At 54.4% G+C, this 19,228-nt stretch carries 17 protein-coding genes and 3 tRNA genes; 19 read left to right on the forward strand and 1 reads right to left on the reverse strand.

Annotation, left to right across the window (positions count from 1 at the left end; translation table 11 throughout):
• Positions 1 to 113 precede the first annotated feature (113 nt).
• The 18 genes from sucA (at position 114) to LBW88_RS00605 (ending at position 16,416) form a co-directional block, all read left to right on the forward strand.
• Positions 114 to 2,921 carry a 2-oxoglutarate dehydrogenase E1 component gene (gene sucA / locus LBW88_RS00520; RefSeq protein WP_224930019.1) on the forward strand — a complete coding sequence of 936 codons (2,808 nt, stop codon included), beginning with the start codon at positions 114 to 116 and terminating at the stop codon, positions 2,919 to 2,921.
• Between the two features lie 15 nt (positions 2,922 to 2,936).
• The gene (gene odhB, locus LBW88_RS00525) at positions 2,937 to 4,157 is read left to right on the forward strand and encodes a 2-oxoglutarate dehydrogenase complex dihydrolipoyllysine-residue succinyltransferase (RefSeq protein WP_084937719.1); all 1,221 of its coding nucleotides are present in this window, start codon (positions 2,937 to 2,939) and stop codon (positions 4,155 to 4,157) included.
• A 61-nt stretch (positions 4,158 to 4,218) separates the two neighbouring features.
• Positions 4,219 to 5,385 (forward strand): ADP-forming succinate--CoA ligase subunit beta, encoded by a 1,167-nt coding sequence (sucC, locus tag LBW88_RS00530; RefSeq protein ID WP_084937717.1) that lies wholly within the window; start codon positions 4,219 to 4,221, stop codon positions 5,383 to 5,385.
• Complete coding sequence (gene sucD, locus LBW88_RS00535) at positions 5,385 to 6,260, forward strand: succinate--CoA ligase subunit alpha (RefSeq protein ID WP_034829155.1); 876 nt, start codon at positions 5,385 to 5,387, stop codon at positions 6,258 to 6,260. Before sucC ends, sucD begins: the two co-directional genes overlap by 1 nt.
• A 680-nt stretch (positions 6,261 to 6,940) precedes the next feature.
• Positions 6,941 to 8,512: a cytochrome ubiquinol oxidase subunit I gene (gene cydA, locus LBW88_RS00540; RefSeq protein ID WP_224930016.1), complete on the forward strand. Its 1,572-nt coding sequence runs from the start codon at positions 6,941 to 6,943 to the stop codon at positions 8,510 to 8,512.
• A gap of 11 nt (positions 8,513 to 8,523) precedes the next feature.
• The gene (gene cydB / locus LBW88_RS00545; protein ID WP_224930013.1) at positions 8,524 to 9,663 is read left to right on the forward strand and encodes a cytochrome d ubiquinol oxidase subunit II; all 1,140 of its coding nucleotides are present in this window, start codon (positions 8,524 to 8,526) and stop codon (positions 9,661 to 9,663) included.
• 15 nt (positions 9,664 to 9,678) lie between these two features.
• Positions 9,679 to 9,792, forward strand: a complete 114-nt coding sequence (cydX, locus tag LBW88_RS00550) for a cytochrome bd-I oxidase subunit CydX (protein ID WP_058962355.1) — start codon at positions 9,679 to 9,681, stop codon at positions 9,790 to 9,792.
• On the forward strand, positions 9,792 to 10,085 hold the full coding sequence (ybgE, locus tag LBW88_RS00555; RefSeq protein ID WP_200578551.1) for a cyd operon protein YbgE: 294 nt from the start codon (positions 9,792 to 9,794) through the stop codon (positions 10,083 to 10,085). Before cydX ends, ybgE begins: the two co-directional genes overlap by 1 nt.
• 190 nt (positions 10,086 to 10,275) lie before the next feature.
• A complete protein-coding gene (gene ybgC / locus LBW88_RS00560; RefSeq protein WP_202404442.1) occupies positions 10,276 to 10,698 on the forward strand; it encodes a tol-pal system-associated acyl-CoA thioesterase in 423 nt (140 codons plus the stop codon).
• Entirely contained in the window at positions 10,695 to 11,381 is a 687-nt protein-coding gene (gene tolQ, locus LBW88_RS00565) for a Tol-Pal system protein TolQ (RefSeq protein ID WP_224930010.1), read from the forward strand. Before ybgC ends, tolQ begins: the two co-directional genes overlap by 4 nt.
• 13 nt (positions 11,382 to 11,394) lie before the next feature.
• Positions 11,395 to 11,823, forward strand: a complete 429-nt coding sequence (gene tolR / locus LBW88_RS00570; RefSeq protein ID WP_034829164.1) for a colicin uptake protein TolR — start codon at positions 11,395 to 11,397, stop codon at positions 11,821 to 11,823.
• A 25-nt stretch (positions 11,824 to 11,848) separates the two neighbouring features.
• Positions 11,849 to 13,135: a cell envelope integrity protein TolA gene (gene tolA, locus LBW88_RS00575; RefSeq protein WP_224930007.1), complete on the forward strand. Its 1,287-nt coding sequence runs from the start codon at positions 11,849 to 11,851 to the stop codon at positions 13,133 to 13,135.
• Between the two features lie 115 nt (positions 13,136 to 13,250).
• A complete protein-coding gene (tolB, locus tag LBW88_RS00580) occupies positions 13,251 to 14,546 on the forward strand; it encodes a Tol-Pal system beta propeller repeat protein TolB (protein WP_224930006.1) in 1,296 nt (431 codons plus the stop codon).
• Between the two features lie 64 nt (positions 14,547 to 14,610).
• Positions 14,611 to 15,126, forward strand: coding sequence for a peptidoglycan-associated lipoprotein Pal (pal, locus tag LBW88_RS00585; protein WP_034829168.1), 516 nt, complete (start codon positions 14,611 to 14,613; stop codon positions 15,124 to 15,126).
• Positions 15,127 to 15,135: 9 nt separating this feature from the next.
• On the forward strand, positions 15,136 to 15,939 hold the full coding sequence (gene cpoB, locus LBW88_RS00590) for a cell division protein CpoB (RefSeq protein ID WP_224930003.1): 804 nt from the start codon (positions 15,136 to 15,138) through the stop codon (positions 15,937 to 15,939).
• 165 nt (positions 15,940 to 16,104) lie between these two features.
• Positions 16,105 to 16,180 (forward strand) — tRNA-Lys (locus tag LBW88_RS00595).
• Positions 16,181 to 16,232: 52 nt separating this feature from the next.
• Positions 16,233 to 16,308, forward strand: a tRNA-Lys gene (locus tag LBW88_RS00600).
• A gap of 32 nt (positions 16,309 to 16,340) precedes the next feature.
• Positions 16,341 to 16,416, forward strand: a tRNA-Lys gene (locus LBW88_RS00605).
• A gap of 396 nt (positions 16,417 to 16,812) precedes the next feature.
• Here LBW88_RS00605 and LBW88_RS00610 read toward each other — a convergent pair.
• Positions 16,813 to 18,273, reverse strand: coding sequence for an AlkA N-terminal domain-containing protein (locus tag LBW88_RS00610; RefSeq protein ID WP_224930000.1), 1,461 nt, complete (start codon positions 18,271 to 18,273; stop codon positions 16,813 to 16,815).
• 352 nt (positions 18,274 to 18,625) lie between these two features.
• Between LBW88_RS00610 and LBW88_RS00615 the strand changes: the two genes are divergently transcribed.
• On the forward strand, positions 18,626 to 19,123 hold the full coding sequence (locus LBW88_RS00615; protein ID WP_224929997.1) for a methylated-DNA--[protein]-cysteine S-methyltransferase: 498 nt from the start codon (positions 18,626 to 18,628) through the stop codon (positions 19,121 to 19,123).
• Positions 19,124 to 19,228: the final 105 nt, after the last annotated feature.

Below are 19,228 nucleotides of genomic sequence, written 5' to 3' on the forward strand. Positions count from 1 at the left end.
GGGCCAGGCGCCGGTTGCGCACAGGTTCGTATCGCTGAACTCACTACGGCAAGCCGCGAAAGCGGCAACAAATGAAACCTCATAAAAAGCAGATTAATGCTTAAGGGATCACAATGCAGAACAGCGCGATGAAACCCTGGCTGGACTCCTCCTGGCTGGCCGGCGCGAACCAATCCTACATAGAGCAACTCTATGAGGATTTCCTGACCGATCCTGACTCTGTTGATGAAATGTGGCGTGAGCTGTTCCAACAGCTGCCTGGCACTGGCGTGAAACCTGAGCAGTTTCACTCCACCACGCGCGATTACTTCCGTCGCCTGGCAAAAGATGCGACCCGCTACACATCCTCAGTCACCGATCCGGCCACCAATTCCAAACAGGTTAAAGTGCTGCAGCTGATCAATGCGTTCCGCTTCCGCGGCCATCAGCACGCTAACCTCGATCCGCTTGGCCTGTGGAAGCAGGATCCAGTGGCGGATCTTGAGCCGGCTTATCACGACCTCACCGACGCCGATTTTCAGGAAAGCTTTAACGTAGGCTCATTTGCCATTGGCAAAGAGACCATGAAGCTAGCTGATCTGTTCGCGGCGCTGCAGCAGACTTACTGTGGCTCGATTGGTGCAGAGTACATGCACATCAATAACACCGACGAAAAACGCTGGATTCAGCAGCGTCTGGAATCGGTGGTTGGCCATGCGAATTTCAGCAGCGACGAGAAAAAAGGTTTCCTGAAAGAGCTGACCGCAGCTGAAGGTCTGGAAAAATACCTCGGCGCTAAATTCCCGGGTGCAAAACGCTTCTCGCTGGAAGGCGGCGATGCGCTGGTGCCGATGCTGCGCGAGATGATTCGTCATGCGGGCAAAAGCGGCACGCGTGAAGTGGTGTTGGGCATGGCGCACCGTGGCCGCCTCAACGTCCTGATCAACGTGCTGGGTAAAAAGCCTCAGGACCTGTTTGACGAATTCTCAGGCAAGCATAAAGAACACCTCGGCACGGGTGACGTGAAGTACCACATGGGCTTCTCGTCTGACGTCGAAACCGAAGGCGGCCTGGTGCACCTGGCGCTGGCGTTTAACCCGTCGCACCTTGAAATCGTGAGCCCGGTAGTCATGGGTTCCGTGCGCGCGCGTCTGGATCGTCTGGCTGAGCCGAGCAGCAATAAAGTTCTGCCGATCACCATTCATGGTGATGCCGCCGTCATCGGTCAGGGCGTGGTTCAGGAAACCCTGAACATGTCGCAGGCACGCGGCTACGAAGTGGGCGGTACCGTTCGCATCGTCATTAACAACCAGGTTGGTTTCACCACCTCCAACCCGAAAGATGCGCGTTCGACCCCTTACTGCACCGACATCGGCAAGATGGTGCTGGCACCGATCTTCCACGTGAATGCGGATGACCCGGAAGCTGTGGCTTTCGTTACCCGTCTGGCGCTGGACTATCGCAACACCTTCAAACGTGATGTGTTCATCGATCTGGTGTGCTACCGCCGTCACGGCCATAACGAAGCTGACGAGCCAAGTGCAACTCAGCCGTTGATGTACCAGAAAATCAAAAAGCACCCAACGCCGCGTAAGCTTTATGCCGACCAACTGGAAAGCGAAGGCGTAGCCACTCAGGAAGATGCTACCGAACTGGTTAACCTCTACCGTGATGCGCTGGATGAAGGTGAGTGCGTAGTGCCAGAGTGGCGTCCGATGAGCCTGCACTCCTTTACCTGGTCACCGTATCTTAACCACGATTGGGATGAGAGCTACCCAGCAACCGTTGAACTGAAGCGCGTGCAAGAACTGGCTCGTCGTATCAGCAGCATTCCGGAAGCGGTAGAAGTGCAGTCGCGTGTCGCGAAGATCTATAACGATCGTAAAGAGATGGCCGAAGGCAACAAGCCGTTCGACTGGGGCGGCGCAGAAAACCTGGCGTATGCAACACTGGTTGATGAAGGCATCCCGGTGCGTCTGTCGGGTGAAGATACCGGTCGTGGTACCTTCTTCCACCGTCACGCCGTGATTCACAACCAGACCAACGGTTCAACCTACACGCCACTGCACCATGTTCATAATGGTCAGGGACAATTCAAAGTGTGGGATTCCGTACTGTCTGAAGAAGCGGTGCTGGCGTTTGAATACGGTTATGCCACCGCAGAGCCGCGCGTGCTGACCATTTGGGAAGCGCAGTTCGGCGACTTCGCTAACGGCGCACAGGTCGTAATCGACCAGTTCATCAGCTCCGGCGAGCAGAAATGGGGCCGTATGTGCGGCCTGGTGATGCTGCTGCCACACGGTTATGAAGGCCAGGGCCCTGAGCACTCCTCAGCGCGTCTGGAACGTTATCTGCAACTCTGTGCTGAGCAGAACATGCAGGTGTGCGTGCCCTCTACGCCAGCGCAGGTTTACCACATGCTGCGTCGTCAGGCGCTGCGCGGTATGCGTCGTCCACTGATTGTGATGTCACCGAAATCACTGCTGCGTCATCCACTGGCGGTCTCCAGCCTGGAAGAACTGGCCAACGGCAGCTTCCAGCCAGCGATTGGTGAAATCGACGATCTGGATCCGAAGCAAGTGAAACGTGTGGTGATGTGCTCCGGTAAGGTTTATTACGACCTGCTGGAACAGCGTCGCAAGAATGAGAAGAACGATGTCGCCATTGTGCGTATCGAACAGCTCTATCCGTTCCCGCACAAAGTGGTGCAGGACGTATTGAAAAACTATGCCCATGTGCAGGATTTCGTCTGGTGTCAGGAAGAGCCACTGAACCAGGGCGCATGGTATTGCAGTCAGCATCATTTCCGCGAAGTGGTTCCCTTCGGTGCGTCACTGCGTTATGCAGGTCGTCCGGCTTCTGCTTCACCAGCCGTGGGCTACATGTCCGTACATCAACAACAGCAGCAAGACCTGGTTAACGACGCGCTGAACCTTGGTTAATTAAAAGGAAAGAAAATGAGTAGCGTAGAAATTCTGGTTCCCGATTTGCCTGAATCCGTAGCGGACGCAACGGTTGCAACCTGGCACAAAAAACCCGGCGATGCGGTCAGTCGCGACGAAGTACTGGTTGAGATTGAAACGGACAAAGTTGTGCTGGAAGTACCTGCTTCAGCAGACGGTGTACTGGAAGCGATTCTGGAAGATGAAGGCGCAACGGTGCTTTCGCGCCAGCTGTTAGGCCGCCTGGTGGAAGGCAACAGTGGTGGAAAAGAGACCTCTGCGAAAGTAGAAAGCAATGAAGCGACCCCAGAGCAGCGTAAAACCGCTTCTCTGGAAGAAGAGAGCAACGATGCGCTGAGCCCAGCGGTTCGTCGCCTGATTGCCGAAAACAACCTCGACGCCAGCCAGATCAAAGGCACCGGTGTGGGCGGTCGTCTGACGCGTGAAGATGTTGAGAAGCATGTCGCGAAGAAAGCCGACGGCGCGAAAGCGGCTCCGGCAGCAGCGGCAGCGGCACCACAGGCTGCTGTGGCTAACCGCAGCGAGAAGCGCGTACCGATGACGCGTCTGCGTAAGCGTGTGGCCGAGCGTCTGCTGGAAGCGAAAAACAGCACCGCAATGCTGACCACCTTCAACGAAATCAACATGAAGCCGATCATGGATCTGCGTAAGCAGTACGGCGACGCGTTTGAAAAACGTCACGGTGTGCGTCTGGGCTTCATGTCCTTCTACATCAAGGCGGTGGTTGAAGCGCTGAAACGCTATCCAGAAGTGAACGCTTCTATCGATGGCGAAGATGTGGTTTACCACAACTACTTCGACGTCAGCATCGCGGTGTCTACCCCGCGCGGCCTGGTAACCCCAGTGCTGAAAGATGTTGATGCGCTGAGCATGGCTGACATCGAGAAGAAAATTAAAGAGCTGGCGGTGAAAGGCCGTGACGGCAAGCTGACGGTTGAAGAGCTGACCGGCGGTAACTTCACCATCACCAACGGTGGTGTATTCGGTTCGCTGATGTCTACGCCGATCATCAACCCACCGCAGAGCGCGATTCTGGGCATGCACGCGATCAAAGAGCGCCCGATGGCGGTCAATGGTCAGGTTGTGATCCTGCCAATGATGTATCTGGCACTCTCTTACGATCACCGTCTGATCGATGGTCGTGAATCCGTTGGCTATCTGGTCGCGGTGAAAGAGATGCTGGAAGATCCGGCGCGTCTGCTGCTGGATGTCTAATTTTCGCCGGGCGCATCGCACAATGGTGCGCCCAAACTCATATCTGAATGGATAGAACATCATGAACTTACATGAATACCAGGCGAAGCAGCTGTTTGCTCGCTATGGCATGCCGGCACCGACTGGTTACGCCTGTGCTACGCCACGTGAAGCAGAAGAAGCCGCGTCAAAAATTGGTGCAGGCCCGTGGGTAGTAAAATGTCAGGTTCATGCCGGTGGCCGCGGTAAAGCGGGCGGCGTGAAAGTGGTGAACAGCAAGGAAGATATCCGTGCATTCGCTGAGCATTGGTTGGGCAAGCGTCTGGTGACCTACCAAACTGATGCTCATGGCCAGCCGGTAAACCAGATTCTGGTTGAAGCCGCGACTGACATCGATCAGGAACTGTATCTGGGTGCGGTGGTTGACCGTGCTACCCGTCGTGTGATCTTCATGGCTTCAACTGAAGGCGGCGTGGAAATCGAGAAAGTGGCGGAAGAAACCCCGCACCTGATCCACAAAATGGCACTGGATCCGCTGGCCGGTCCTCAGCCTTATCAGGGTCGTGAGTTGGCGTTCAAACTGGGCCTGTCCGGTAAGCAAGTCAGCCAGTTCACTAAAATCTTCATGGGTCTGGCGACCATGTTCCTGGAGCGTGACCTGGCGATGGTTGAGATCAACCCGCTGGTGATCACCAAGCAGGGCGACCTGATCTGCCTCGATGGCAAACTGGGCGCAGACGGCAACGCACTGTTCCGTCAGCCTGAGCTGCGTGAAATGCGCGATCCAAGCCAGGAAGATCCACGTGAAGCGCACGCGACACAGTGGGAACTGAACTACGTTGCGCTGGACGGCAACATCGGCTGTATGGTGAACGGCGCCGGTCTGGCGATGGGCACCATGGACATCGTTAAACACCACGGTGGCCAGCCTGCTAACTTCCTTGATGTCGGCGGCGGCGCAACCAAAGAGCGCGTAACCGAAGCCTTCAAAATCATCCTGTCTGACGATGCAGTGAAAGCGGTATTCGTTAACATCTTCGGCGGCATCGTGCGTTGCGACCTGATCGCAGACGGCATCATCGGTGCAGTAGCAGAAGTGGGTGTGAACGTGCCAGTGGTGGTACGTCTGGAAGGTAACAACGCCGAGCTGGGCGCGCAGAAACTGGCCGATAGCGGTCTGAACATCATTGCAGCAACCAGCCTGACAGACGCTGCGCAGCGTGTTGTTGCTGCCGCGGAGGGTAAATAATGTCCATTCTTATCGACAAAAACACCAAAGTCATTTGCCAGGGTTTCACCGGTGGCCAGGGGACTTTCCACTCTGAGCAGGCTTTGGCCTATGGTACGCAACTGGTTGGCGGTGTAACGCCAGGCAAAGGCGGCACCACGCATCTCGGTCTGCCGGTGTTCAACACCGTGCGTGAAGCAGTAGAAGCCACTGGCGCGACCGCGACCGTGATCTACGTTCCAGCACCGTTCTGTAAAGACGGCATCCTGGAAGCGATCGATGCAGGCATCAAACTGATCATCACCATCACCGAAGGTATCCCTACACTGGATATGCTGACCGTGAAAGTGAAGCTGGATGAAGCTGGCGTTCGCATGATCGGCCCGAACTGCCCAGGCGTGATCACCCCAGGCGAATGTAAGATCGGTATCATGCCGGGTCACATTCACCAGCCGGGCCGCGTTGGTATCGTGTCTCGTTCAGGCACCCTGACCTATGAAGCGGTTAAGCAGACCACTGACATCGGCTATGGCCAGTCAACCTGCGTTGGTATCGGTGGTGACCCGATCCCAGGTTCTAACTTCATCGATATCCTGAAAATGTTCCAGGATGATCCACAGACCGAAGTGATCGTGATGATCGGTGAGATCGGTGGTAGCGCTGAAGAAGAAGCGGCAGCCTTCATCAAAGAGCACGTGACCAAGCCGGTTGTGGGCTACATCGCGGGCGTGACTGCGCCGAAAGGCAAACGTATGGGCCACGCAGGCGCCATCATTGCCGGTGGTAAAGGCACCGCTGACGAGAAATTCGCAGCGCTGGAAGCAGCCGGTGTGAAAACCGTCCGCAGCCTGGCTGACATTGGCGACGCGGTTAAAGCGGTTCTGCCAATCAAATAAGCAGCATCTCATGATGTGCTCAGGCCACCTTCGGGTGGCCTTTTTTATGCTCGCAGCACAACGCCTGGCATAGCCACGTAAAAAGCAGGGAAAAAAGGCAACGGATTGAAAATCCGCGGCTATGCTTACTTTGTCGATAGGGTAAAGAAACGAAAATACGCGTGATTTCTCTTGAGGAATTAACGCTTAACCTCCTGCATTAAGGTTAATAAATTGCGGGAAAGGTAATTATTTTCTTAAATGCGTCATCTATTTATGACAACTAATTAACAACGACTCTAACACTACATATCTGAAAAAATATTGTCTTAATCCAGATCAATAAAACGTGAGATATAACAAACTTTACTGCTGGCATCACGCACGACAAACAGGATAAATTGCGCTGCATCAATTCAGTCTTTTCCGCGATATTTCAGGAGTTTGTGCCAGGCGTTGTTAGCGCAATTCTGCCGCCTCCACGCATCACACTCCTGCTCGAAACAGATTGAAGCGATCGGTTTTTCGGGAAATTTTCACCACTGTTACTCACTCATTTCGGGCTACAGATTTCTCTGTTCTGTCAGTAATAAAACTGGAATCAATAATCAGTCGTTCCTGGATCTTATTCTGCACGTCAATGTTCGCTGTTTACCGTTGTCAGCCGCAGAGTAAATTCATGCGAGGAGCAAGGAGTCATCATGTTAGATATTGTCGAGCTGTCGCGTTTACAGTTTGCCCTGACGGCGATGTACCATTTCCTGTTCGTCCCTTTAACGCTGGGTATGGCGTTTTTGTTGGCGATCATGGAAACCGTATATGTGCTGACGGGTAAGCAAATTTATAAAGATATGACCAAGTTCTGGGGCAAGTTGTTTGGTATCAACTTCGCACTCGGTGTGGCCACCGGCCTGACCATGGAGTTTCAGTTCGGCACCAACTGGTCATATTACTCACACTACGTCGGCGATATCTTCGGTGCGCCGCTGGCCATCGAAGGCTTGATGGCGTTCTTCCTCGAATCCACCTTTGTCGGTCTGTTCTTCTTCGGTTGGGATCGTCTCGGTAAAGTTCAGCACCTGGCGGTGACCTGGCTGGTGGCGCTCGGTTCGAACATGTCCGCGCTGTGGATTCTGGTGGCGAACGGCTGGATGCAAAACCCGATCGCATCCGAATTCAATTTCGAAACCATGCGTATGGAGATGGTGAGTTTCTCCGAGCTGGTGCTCAACCCGGTTGCACAGGTGAAGTTTGTCCACACCGTGGCGGCAGGGTACACCGCAGGCGCGATGTTCGTGCTAGGTATTAGTGCGTGGTATCTGCTGAAAGGCCGTGACCTGGCTTTCGCCAAGCGCTCCTTTGGTATCGCTGCCAGTTTTGGCATGGCTGCGATCCTCTCCGTGATCATACTGGGTGATGAGTCCGGTTATGAAATGGGTGACGTGCAGAAAACCAAACTCGCCGCGATTGAAGCAGAGTGGGAGACCCAGCCAGCGCCGGCGGCCTTCACGCTGTTTGGTATCCCGGATCAGGATTCGCAAGAGAACAAATACGCGATTCAAATCCCGTATTTGCTCGGTCTGATCGCCACGCGATCGGTAGACACACCGGTCACTGGCCTTAAAGATCTGCTGTCGCAACATGAAGTGCGTATCCGCAACGGGATGAAAGCCTACGCGTTGCTGAATGAACTGCGCGCGGGCAGTAAAGATCCCACAGTGCGTAGCCAATTCGAAGCCAGCAAACAGGATCTCGGTTATGGCCTGCTGCTGAAGCGCTATACCCCGGATGTGGCCAATGCTACCGAAGCGCAGATTCAGAAAGCGACACAGGATTCGATCCCACGTGTTGCGCCACTCTATTTTGCCTTCCGTATCATGGTGCTGTGTGGTGTGCTGCTGCTCGGCATTATTGCCCTGTCATTCCTGAGCGTGATTCGTAACCGCATTGGCAAGAGCCGCTGGCTGCTCAAGGCGGCACTGTATGGTATTCCGCTGCCATGGATTGCAATTGAATCGGGTTGGTTTGTTGCTGAATACGGCCGTCAGCCATGGGCGATTGGTGAAGTGTTGCCAACCGCCGTCGCGAACTCCTCGCTGACCGTGGGCGATCTGCTGTTCTCTATGATTCTGATTTGCGGTCTTTACACCATTTTCCTGGTGGCGGAAATGTACCTGATGTTCAAGTTCGCCCGCCTGGGTCCCAGCAGCCTGAAGACCGGCCGCTACCATCATGAGACCGTGAAAGCGGCGGCTCAGCCAGTGCGTGGATAAGGAGAGCAACCATGTTTGATTATGAAGTATTGCGCTTTGTCTGGTGGCTGCTGATTGGCGTGTTGCTGATTGGCTTTGCGGTAACCGACGGTTTCGATATGGGCGTGGGCATGCTCACTCGCATTCTCGGCCGTACCGATACCGAACGCCGTATCATGATTAACAGCATCGCCCCGCACTGGGACGGAAACCAGGTCTGGTTGATCACGGCAGGTGGGGCGCTGTTTGCTGCCTGGCCGATGGTTTATGCGGCAGCGTTTTCCGGCTTCTATGTGGCGATGATTCTGGTGCTGGCTTCCTTGTTCTTCCGTCCGGTGGGTTTTGACTACCGTTCGAAAATTGAAGACCCGCGCTGGCGCAACACCTGGGACTGGGGCATTTTCATCGGCAGCTTTGTTCCACCGCTCGTGATTGGCGTGGCCTTCGGCAACTTGCTGCAAGGCGTACCTTTCCATGCGGATGAATATCTGCGTCTGTTCTACACCGGTAACTTCTTCCAGTTACTCAATCCGTTTGGCCTGCTGGCTGGCGTGATCAGCGTCGCGATGATCCTGACGCAAGGCGCCACCTATCTGCAGATGCGCACCAATGGCGAGTTACATCTACGTTCACGCGGGACGGCACAAATCAGTGCGCTGGTGATGATGGTGTGCTTCGTGCTGGCCGGGGTGTGGGTCAAATACGGTATTGATGGCTATGTGGTGAAAAGTGTTATCGATCATCATGCCGCGTCGAATCCGCTGGGCAAAGAGGTCGTGCGAGAAGCCGGTGCATGGTTGGTTAACTTCGAACAGACGCCAATTCTGTGGCTGTTCCCGGTGCTGGGTGTGGTGCTGCCACTGCTGACCGTGCTCTGCTCGCGAGTGGAGAAGGGCGCCTGGGCATTTGTCTTCTCCTCACTGACACTGGCTTGCGTCATTATGACCGCTGGCATCGCCATGTTCCCGTTCGTTATGCCATCCAGCACCGTGCCTGGCACCAGCCTGACCATGTGGGACGCGACCTCTAGCCTGCTGACGCTGAAAGTCATGACCTTCGCCGCCATCATCTTTGTTCCACTCATCCTTATTTACACCTCGTGGTGTTATTACAAGATGTTTGGCCGTATCACCAAAGAACACATCGAGAGCAATACGCACTCCCTGTACTGATTAAGGAGATTGAGCATGTGGTATTTTGCCTGGATTCTCGGCACCCTGCTGGCCTGTGCGTTTGGCGTGATCACGGCGCTGGCGATTGAACAAGCAGAAGAGAGCGGCGCGAAGGACAAACAGCACTGATGCGCACGCTGATTCAGACGCTGTATCGTCTGATGGACAAGGGCCCATTGCGGGCCCTTTCACTAATACTGGCGCTGTGGCTGGCGGGTTGTGTTATCTGGCAACCGTCACGCTTTGCTGCCCGTACGAGTGAACTCGCCATCTGGCATGGATTACTGTTGATTTGGGCGGTGTGCACCGGCGTGATTCATGGCACCGGTTTTCGTCCCTTGCAAACGCGCTGGCGTGCCGTGTTTTCCCCTTTGCCGGCGATGATTGTTTTAGTGTTAGGGATTTACTGGTTCTATCATTAAGCCCGGCCGCAGACTTACATTCCCCGATTTTCTTGTCTAACTACCGGGCCTGACGTGAGTTTTTGTCAGTGCCTGGTCAAGAAATCTCCTAAAAATCCTTCCAGTTGTTAACGTGTGATAATTATTTTCTCCTGGCTCTGGCGGACCATTCCCAAGCCGATCTCACTTGCGTATAGTAGCAACGTTTAAAATGAGACCGGGATGTAGAGTGAGTACAACGCTGTTTCGCTGGCCGGTTCGGGTCTATTACGAAGACACCGATGCGGGTGGTGTGGTTTACCACGCCAGTTATCTTGCTTTCTATGAACGAGCACGTACCGAGATGTTGCGCCAGCACCATTTCAATCAACAAGCCCTGTTGGAAGAACAGGTGGCGTTTGTGGTACGACGCATGACGATAGACTTTGTTGCCGCAGCACGTCTTGACGATCTTCTGGATATCCAGAGTGAAGTGACCGCCATGACTCGCGCCACCATGACATTCTCGCAGCGTATCGTTAATGCAGAAGGCAAAGTGCTGAATGAAGCAGAAGTCCTGATCGCCTGCATCAACCCACATCTAATGAAGCCGATTGCGCTTCCCAAGTCTATTGTCGCGGAGTTCAAGCAGTGACTGACATGAATGTTCTTGATTTGTTCCTGAAGGCGAGCCTTCTGGTCAAACTTATCATGTTGATTTTGATCGGCTTTTCTATTGCCTCATGGGCGATCATTATTCAGCGCACGCGCATCCTGAATGCGGCGGGTCGCGAAGCCGAAGCCTTTGAAGATAAGTTCTGGTCAGGCATCGAGTTATCTCGCCTGTATCAGGAAAGCCAGGGACGCCGCGATGAGTTGGGCGGATCTGAGCAAATTTTCTATTCGGGCTTTAAAGAGTTTGCCCGTTTACACCGTGCTAACAACCACGCGCCAGAAGCGGTAGTCGAAGGCGCCTGCCGTGCGATGCGCATCTCGATGAACCGTGAACTGGAAGCGCTGGAAAACCACATTCCTTTCCTTGGCACCGTTGGTTCCATCAGCCCGTATATCGGTCTGTTCGGTACGGTGTGGGGGATCATGCACGCCTTTATCGCGCTTGGCGCGGTGAAACAGGCGACGTTGCAGATGGTTGCGCCGGGTATTGCCGAAGCGCTGATCGCCACTGCAATCGGTTTGTTCGCGGCCATTCCTGCCGTTATGGCGTATAACCGTCTGAACCAGCGCGTCAACAAGCTGGAGCAGGGCTACGACAACTTTATGGAAGAGTTCACGGCTATCCTGCATCGTCAGGCTTTCTCCACCGACAACACGAAGTAAGTCGAGGTTAACGATGGCCAGAACCCGTGGTCGCGGGCGCCGCGACCTTAAGTCGGAAATCAACATTGTTCCACTGCTGGACGTGCTGTTGGTGTTGCTGCTCATCTTTATGGCAACCGCGCCGATTATTACCCAAAGCGTGGAAGTGGATCTGCCTGATGCGACCGACTCGAAAACGGTCTCAACGGATGATAATCCCCCGGTCATTGTTGAAGTGGCTGGTGTCGGGCAATACAGCCTGGTGGTGGATCACGATCGTATGACGCAGCTGCCGCCCGAACAGGTGGTAAGCGAAGCACAGCGTCGCATTGAAGCCAATCCGAAGACGGTATTCCTGATTGGTGGAGCGAAGGATGTGCCTTACGACGAAATCATCAAAGCGTTGAACCTGTTACATCAGGCAGGCGTGAAATCTGTCGGTTTGATGACACAGCCGATTTAAAGCGAACCGTTTTTGGGATCCGAGAGTGTCGAAGGTAACCGAGCAGAACGACAAGTTAAAACGCGCGATAATCATTTCGGTGATACTGCACATCGTGCTGATCGCCCTGCTGATCTGGAGCTCGTTTAACGAAAAGATCGAATCCAGCGGCGGTGGCGGCGGCAGTGACATTGATGCCGTGATGGTCGATTCCGGCGCGGTGGTTGAACAGTATAACCGCCAGCAGAATCAGCAACGCGACAGCCAGCGTGCCGAGCAGCAGCGTCAGAAACAGTCGCAGCAGCAGGCCGAAGAGTTACAGCAGAAGCAAGCTGCTGAGCAGCAGCGCCTGAAAGAGATGGAAAAAGAGCGTTTGCAGGCGCAGCAGGAAGCCAAAGAGCAGGCCAAACAGCAAGCTGAGCAGCAGAAAGCCGCTGAAGCAGCCGCGAAGCAGGCTCAGGATCAGCAAAAGGCAGCTGAAGCGGCCGCCGCAAAAGCTAAATCTGATGCGAAAGCTGAGGCGGATGCGCAAGCTAAAGCAGCGGCGGATGCCAAAGCCAAAGCGGTAGAAGAGGCTAAGCAGGCTGCAGCGGACGCAAAGAAGAAAGCGGACGAACAGGCCAAAGCCGCAGCGGCTGAAGCGGCGAAAGAGAAAGCAGTAGAGCAAGCCAAAGCCGCCGCCGAAGCGAAAGCGCAAGCTGCCGCCGAGGCCAAAGCGCAGGCTGCCGCCGATGCGAAGGCGAAAGCCGCTCAGGAAGCCAAAGAGGCCAAAGAGCAAGCTGCTGCAGACGCAAAAGAAAAAGCTGCGGAAGCCGCGAAAGAAAAAGCTGCCACTGAAGCCAAAGCTAAAGCGGATGCAGCAGCCAAGGCCAAAGCCGATGCAGCTGCGAAAGCCAAAGCAGCCGCTGATGCCAAGAAGAAAGCCGCATCTGAAGCAGCGAAGAATGAAAGTGACGTTGATGACCTGTTAGGTGGACTCTCGTCTGGTAAGAATGCACCGAAAAGTGGCACGGCTTCTGGCGGTGCGGCAGGGCAGGGCAATCAGAAGAAAGCGGGTGCATCAGGCGCTGAGATTAACTCTTATATGGGCCAGGTCGTTGGTGCGATTCAAAGTCGCTTCTACGATGCGGATACCTTTAAGGGTAAAGAGTGTAATCTGCGTATCAAATTGGCACCTGACGGTTTGCTGATTGATGTGACATCTGAAGGTGGCGACCCGGCATTATGTCAGGCTGCAATCACCGCAGCTAAGCAGGCTCGAATTCCTAAGCCGCCATCGCAAGCGGTGTATGAAGTGTTTAAAAACGCCCCAATGCGTTTCAAACCGGAATAATGCAGTAACTCACGGCAGGTTGAACTAAGGTTAGCTTGCCGTAATTTATGAACACTCGTGTTTTTCAGGAACTGTGCGAATTATCGTGAACTCAGGTTCAGATAAGGGAGAAAAGATGAAGCAGGCACTTCGTGTAACCTTAGGTTTTTTTGTACTGCTGTGGGCAGCGATGCTGCACGCAGAAGTGCGCATTGAAATTACGCAGGGCGTGAACACCGCACGTCCAATTGGTGTGGTGCCGTTCAAATGGGCTGGCCCAGGCGCGGCACCAGAAGACATTGGCGGCATCGTCGCGGCTGACTTGCGCAACAGCGGTAAATTCAACCCGCTGGACCGTTCACGTCTGCCACAGCAGCCCGCCAGCGCGCAGGAAGTTCAACCTGCCGCATGGAGCGCATTAGGTATTGATGCGGTTGTCGTGGGTCAGGTCACGCCGAACCCGGATGGTAGCTACCAGATTGCTTACCAGCTGGTGGACACCGGCGGCGCACCTGGCACGGTGCTGGCGCAGAACTCTTACAAAGTCACTAAGCAATGGCTGCGTTATGCAGGCCATACAGCCAGTGATGAAGTGTTTGAGAAGCTGACCGGTATCAAAGGCGCATTCCGTACGCGTATCGCTTATGTGGTGCAAACCAACGGCGGCCAGTTCCCTTACGAACTGCGCGTATCAGACTACGATGGTTACAACCAGTTCACCGTGCACCGTTCACCAGAGCCATTGATGTCACCGGCCTGGTCTCCAGACGGCAGCAAAGTGGCCTACGTGACCTTTGAAAGCGGTAAGTCAGCGTTAGTGGTACAAACGCTGTCAAACGGTGCGATCCGTCAGGTCGCTTCTTACCCGCGCCACAACGGTGCTCCGGCCTTCTCGCCGGATGGTTCAAAACTGGCGTTCGCGTTGTCTAAAACCGGTAGCCTGAACTTGTACGTGATGGACCTGGCTTCAGGTCAGACGCGTCAGGTGACTGACGGTCGCTACAACAGCACCGAACCGACCTGGTTCCCGGATAGCCAGACGCTGGCTTACACCTCGGATCAGGCAGGTGCGCCTCAGATTTATAAAGTAGGTATTAACGGCGGTGCGCCACAACGTATTACCTGGGAAGGTGCTCAGAACCAGGATGCGGATGTGTCAACTGACGGCAAAACCATGGTGATGATCAGCAGCGCCGGTGGCGCTCAGCATGTCGCCAAACAGGATCTGGTAACGGGAGCCGTTCAAACAATAACGGACACGTTCCTGGATGAGACGCCAAGTCTGGCGCCTAACGGCACGATGGTAATCTATAGCTCTACTCAGGGGATGGGTTCCGTGTTGCAGTTGGTTTCAACAGATGGGCGTTTCAAAGCGCGTCTTCCGGCAACCGATGGACAGGTCAAATTCCCTGCCTGGTCGCCGTATCTGTAATGCATGATTCCCCTGCATAGCGGGGGATGAAAATGTATAGCAAACAAAATAATAGGATAAAGAAATGCAACTGAACAAAGTGCTGAAGGGTTTGATGCTGGCTCTGCCGGTAATCGCGGTAGCTGCATGTAGCTCGCACAAAAACAACAACAACGACCAGACTGGTATGGGCGCAGACAACGGCGCTTACGGTGCTGGCCAGAACGGTAACATGTCTTCTGATGAGCAAGCGCGTCTGCAGATGCAGCAGCTGCAGCAGAACAACATCGTTTACTTCGGTCTGGACAAGTATGACGTGGCTTCTGACTACGCTCAGATGCTGGATCAGCACGCAGCATTCCTGCGCGGCAACCCGTCTTACAAAGTCACCATCGAAGGTCACGCGGATGAGCGCGGTACCCCAGAGTACAACATCGCCTTGGGCGAACGTCGTGCTAGCGCAGTGAAAATGTACCTGCAGGGTAAAGGCGTTTCTGCTGACCAGATGTCTATCGTTTCTTACGGTAAAGAAAAACCAGCTGTACTGGGTCATGACGAAGCGGCTTACGCTAAAAACCGTCGTGCCGTACTGGTTTACTAAGAGCATCACATGATGAGTAACTTCAGACTTCATCTATTGAGTCTGTCGTTACTGGTTGGCGTAGCGGCCCCATGGGCCGCTAATGCCCAGGCGTCAATCAGTAGCGTTGGCTCAGGCTCGGTCGAAGACCGTGTCACCAATCTTGAACGTATCTCTAATGCCCAGGCTCAGCTTCTGCAGCAGTTGCAGCAGCAGATGAGTGACAACCAAAGCGATATCGATTCGCTGCGCGGCCAAATCCAGCAGAACAGCTATCAACTGAATCAGGTGATTGAGCGCCAAAAGCAGCTCTATCAGCAGATCGATACGTTGAGCAGTGGTAATGCGGGCGCACAGGCGAGCGGTGGCGGTGATGCCGCAGCGGCGGGTGCAGCAGCGGGAAACGCTGATGCAGGTGGTAGCAATGCAAGCGGAAGTACCGCTGCCCCTGCGCAAACCGGCGATGCAAATACCGATTACAATGCGGCAGTTGCGCTGATTCTTGAGAAGAAGCAGTTCGATCAGGCGATCACGGCCCTGCAGGCGTGGGTGAAGAAGTACCCTGACTCCACCTATCAGCCTAATGCCAATTACTGGCTCGGTCAGTTGTATTACAACAAGGGCAAGAAAGATGATGCCGCTTATTATTTTGCCACTGTGGTAAAAAATTACGCGAAATCGCCGAAAGCCCCGGAAGCGCTGTTTAAGGTTGGCGTGATCATGCAAGAGAAGAACGACACGGCGAAAGCTAAAGCGGTCTATCAACAAGTGATCAAACTATACCCGACAAGCGAATCTGCCAAGCTGGCGCAAAAGCGTCTGGCTGGTATGTAATTTGTGCAGCAGAGACCGGATTTCGTATGATTTCTGGTCTTGCAGCATGAAAGGTAAGCAATTGAGTGATTTGGTGATAAATAAGGGTTGCGCCCTCCCGCTAAATCAGTAATATATGCCGCCGTTGCCCGGGCAGTTTAACAAAGCGTCCGGCAGCCTGAAGATGGGTCGTTAGCTCAGTTGGTAGAGCAGTTGACTTTTAATCAATTGGTCGCAGGTTCGAATCCTGCACGACCCACCATCTTAACCTGCTGTATGTTAGATGTTTTCTTCAGAAGCTTCACAACCTTGATGGGTCGTTAGCTCAGTTGGTAGAGCAGTTGACTTTTAATCAATTGGTCGCAGGTTCGAATCCTGCACGACCCACCATCAAGTTTAAAGTTGTAAGCCGCTCCTCGAGCGGGTCGTTAGCTCAGTTGGTAGAGCAGTTGACTTTTAATCAATTGGTCGCAGGTTCGAATCCTGCACGACCCACCACTACGTAGAAAGGCGCCCTAAAGGCGCCTTTTTGCTTTTCTGCGTTTCTCAAAGAAGTTAGCTGGGATTGCTGTGAGCCTGTGCGTCAGCCCGTCAAGGCGGGACGGATCGCGAAGGAATCTCACATCCCTGTGGATCGGCCTCGCCATCCATGGCTCGGACGCTTCGCTCTTCCGCTCCCGCCTTGACGGGCTTATGAGGCGTAATCGTTGCTTCCTAAAAAGCGCACCAATCTGGCATGAAGGCGGCAATAAGGGGCGGAGGAGTAAAGCTTGTGGCGCAGGGATGCGCCACCAGAGCCTACAGGGATGTATTTACGGCGTCTTTACGTAACCGCCCCTTATTGCCGACTGAAACGCACTGTCGTTGTTTTACCACCAACTGAAACGCTTAAATTTATTTCTTATCAGGCGTCAAACTCTTCCAGATATGCAGCACCGCATAGCTGCGCCACGGCCGCCAGACCTGCGATAACTGCTCTGCCACTTTGGCACTCACCCCACCAAGGTTATTACGAATCGCAATATCCTCCTTAGGGAACGCATCTGGCCAGCGCAGAGCGCGCATCGCGATATAACTCGCCGTCCATGGCCCTACGCCTTTCAATGCCAGCAACTGCTGCTGAACCACGTCAGGGTTCACCGCGCCGTTAAAGCGCAGTGCACCGGATGCGCACGCCTGTGCCAGCGCCTGAATCGCCTGCGAGCGAGCGCTGACAATACCGAGGCTAGCGATATCATCAATGGTTGCCGTGGCAAGGGATTCCGCAGTCGGTGGCAGGCGAGAGAGTTCTGGCCATGGCGTAGCGAGAGGCTCGCCGAAACGCTGCGCCACACGACTGCTCAAGGTGGTTGCAGCCTTAACGGTCACCTGCTGGCCAAGAATTGCCCGCACCCCCAACTCAAAGCCGTCAAGCGCCCCAGGAACGCGCAATCCCGGATAACGTGTCAGACTGTCAGCTAATAGCGGATCCTGGCTTAGCTGCTCGCTGATGCGCTGTGGTTGGGCATCAAGATCGAACAGGTCACGCAGACGGCGCAGCAGGGCGGGTAACACTGGCGTTAACGTGGTAGTGAACTGCACCTTGAGTGCCTGCTTATCCGGCAGATGGCTGATGCGCACCCAGCCACGACAGTTGCCGAGCGCTACGGTGCGGTGATAAGCGCCTTCACTGACCCACTCAGCCTCTTTCATCACGCGCTGCTGAAGAAAATCCAGGATGGCATCCCAGTCGTAAGGTGGGCGATAACTCAGACGCAGCTCTGCGCTCTCCTGCACCGTGGTCATGCTCTCTGGTTGACTCTGTTTGCGCAGGCGCGAAGGCGTCATGCGATAGCGCGCCTGAAACACATCATTAAAGCGGCGCAAACTGCGAAAACCGCTGGCGTAGGCGATTTCGGTCACTGGCAACGAAGTCTCAGTCAGAAGTTGCTTCGCCAGCAGCATGCGCCGCGTTTGGCGCAGCTCCAGCGGTGACACGCCTAGCTCCTGCTGGATCACGCGGCGAAGCTGGCGCTCACTCAGGTCAAACTCGCCGGCGATTTCGGCCAGTGTCTCTTGCTCTTCCAGCAGGCCCTCTTCAATCCGTCGAATCAGACGATCGGCGATGCGGTGATGACTATCAACCGGTGCGAAGCCCGGCGCTAACTCAGGACGGCAGCGCAGGCAGGGCCTGAAATGCGCTTTCTCGGCGGCTTCAGCGCTGCCAAAAAACAGGCAGTTCTTCTGCATCGGCGCTTTCACCGGGCAAATGGGCCGACAGTAAATGCCGGTTGAGGTCACGCCGACAAAGAACACGCCGTCGAAGCGACTGTCGCGTGAGGTCAGCGCCTGGTAAGCAATCTCGGGATCAAACATCATCGTCTCCAGCAAAAAAACCGCATATACCCTTCAGACTTCAAAAGCGCAGGTGCATTGGCTGCTCACGTTCACCCGGATCACTGACTTGAGTCAGCTGATCAGGATGATGAACCTCCTTAAAGAGGCTCCCTTTCGGGCCCACGGAAGCGCTGTTCAAACCGACTGATCGATTAGTCTCTCGTGTACCGCCTTCCTGCATCTTGAATGATTTTGGGTATCGTCGCGCAAGTAGCTGAGCAAAACTCGCTGCTTTCGGACAGCTAACCAGTTTATGCTCATGACCGAAAACAGCCAGTTTATCGCGGCAGAAGTGCGATAATGACACACTGATCTATGCCGGAGGTGCCTTATGTATCATGCCAAAATCATCCCAACGCCGGTTGGTGAACTGACGTTGATTGCAACCGATAACGGGTTGTCAGCAATTCTGTGGGAAAACGAAGGCTCACAACGCGTGCCACTGAAACCCATCAGCCGCAACGATCAGCATCCGATTCTGTGCGAGGCCGAGCGACAGCTGCGTGAATACTTCGCCGGAGAACGCCAGCAGTTCGACATGCCTTATGACACCGTCGGCACTGAATTCCAGAAAAAAGTCTGGCAAGCGCTGCTGACGATTCCGTTTGGTGAAACCCGCAGCTATCAGCAAATCGCGGAACAGATCGGCAACCCGAAAGCCATGCGCGCGGTGGGGGCGGCCAACGGTAAAAATCCTCTGTCGATCATGGCGCCTTGCCATCGGGTGATTGGCAGCAACGGTAAGCTCACTGGCTTTGCAGGCGGTCTGCCGGTGAAAGCTTTCTTGTTGGAACTGGAAAACCCGCAGAAATCGTTAGGTGGCTTGTAAACCGCATAAAAAAGAGACGACACTCTCGCGCATTTCCGCTATCGTGTTTAGCATATAAAACACGATAGCGGTTTTGATGCCGCATCATCGCTGTAATAGGCGATT

Origin of the sequence: Pantoea sp. alder81 (assembly GCF_020179835.1) — a bacterium.
Lineage (GTDB): Bacteria > Pseudomonadota > Gammaproteobacteria > Enterobacterales > Enterobacteriaceae > Pantoea.

Bases quoted from the DNA above. Each gene is read 5' to 3' on its own strand.
- sucA (WP_224930019.1), top strand. From the start codon at position 114: ATGCAGAACAGCGCGATGAAACCCTGGCTGGACTCCTCCTGGCTGGCC.
- odhB (WP_084937719.1), top strand. From the start codon at position 2,937: ATGAGTAGCGTAGAAATTCTGGTTCCCGATTTGCCTGAATCCGTAGCG.
- sucC (WP_084937717.1), top strand. From the start codon at position 4,219: ATGAACTTACATGAATACCAGGCGAAGCAGCTGTTTGCTCGCTATGGC.
- sucD (WP_034829155.1), top strand. From the start codon at position 5,385: ATGTCCATTCTTATCGACAAAAACACCAAAGTCATTTGCCAGGGTTTC.
- cydA (WP_224930016.1), top strand. From the start codon at position 6,941: ATGTTAGATATTGTCGAGCTGTCGCGTTTACAGTTTGCCCTGACGGCG.
- cydB (WP_224930013.1), top strand. From the start codon at position 8,524: ATGTTTGATTATGAAGTATTGCGCTTTGTCTGGTGGCTGCTGATTGGC.
- cydX (WP_058962355.1), top strand. From the start codon at position 9,679: ATGTGGTATTTTGCCTGGATTCTCGGCACCCTGCTGGCCTGTGCGTTT.
- ybgE (WP_200578551.1), top strand. From the start codon at position 9,792: ATGCGCACGCTGATTCAGACGCTGTATCGTCTGATGGACAAGGGCCCA.
- ybgC (WP_202404442.1), top strand. From the start codon at position 10,276: ATGAGACCGGGATGTAGAGTGAGTACAACGCTGTTTCGCTGGCCGGTT.
- tolR (WP_034829164.1), top strand. From the start codon at position 11,395: ATGGCCAGAACCCGTGGTCGCGGGCGCCGCGACCTTAAGTCGGAAATC.
- tolB (WP_224930006.1), top strand. From the start codon at position 13,251: ATGAAGCAGGCACTTCGTGTAACCTTAGGTTTTTTTGTACTGCTGTGG.
- pal (WP_034829168.1), top strand. From the start codon at position 14,611: ATGCAACTGAACAAAGTGCTGAAGGGTTTGATGCTGGCTCTGCCGGTA.
- cpoB (WP_224930003.1), top strand. From the start codon at position 15,136: ATGATGAGTAACTTCAGACTTCATCTATTGAGTCTGTCGTTACTGGTT.
- LBW88_RS00610 (WP_224930000.1), bottom strand. From the start codon at position 18,273: ATGTTTGATCCCGAGATTGCTTACCAGGCGCTGACCTCACGCGACAGT.
- LBW88_RS00615 (WP_224929997.1), top strand. From the start codon at position 18,626: ATGTATCATGCCAAAATCATCCCAACGCCGGTTGGTGAACTGACGTTG.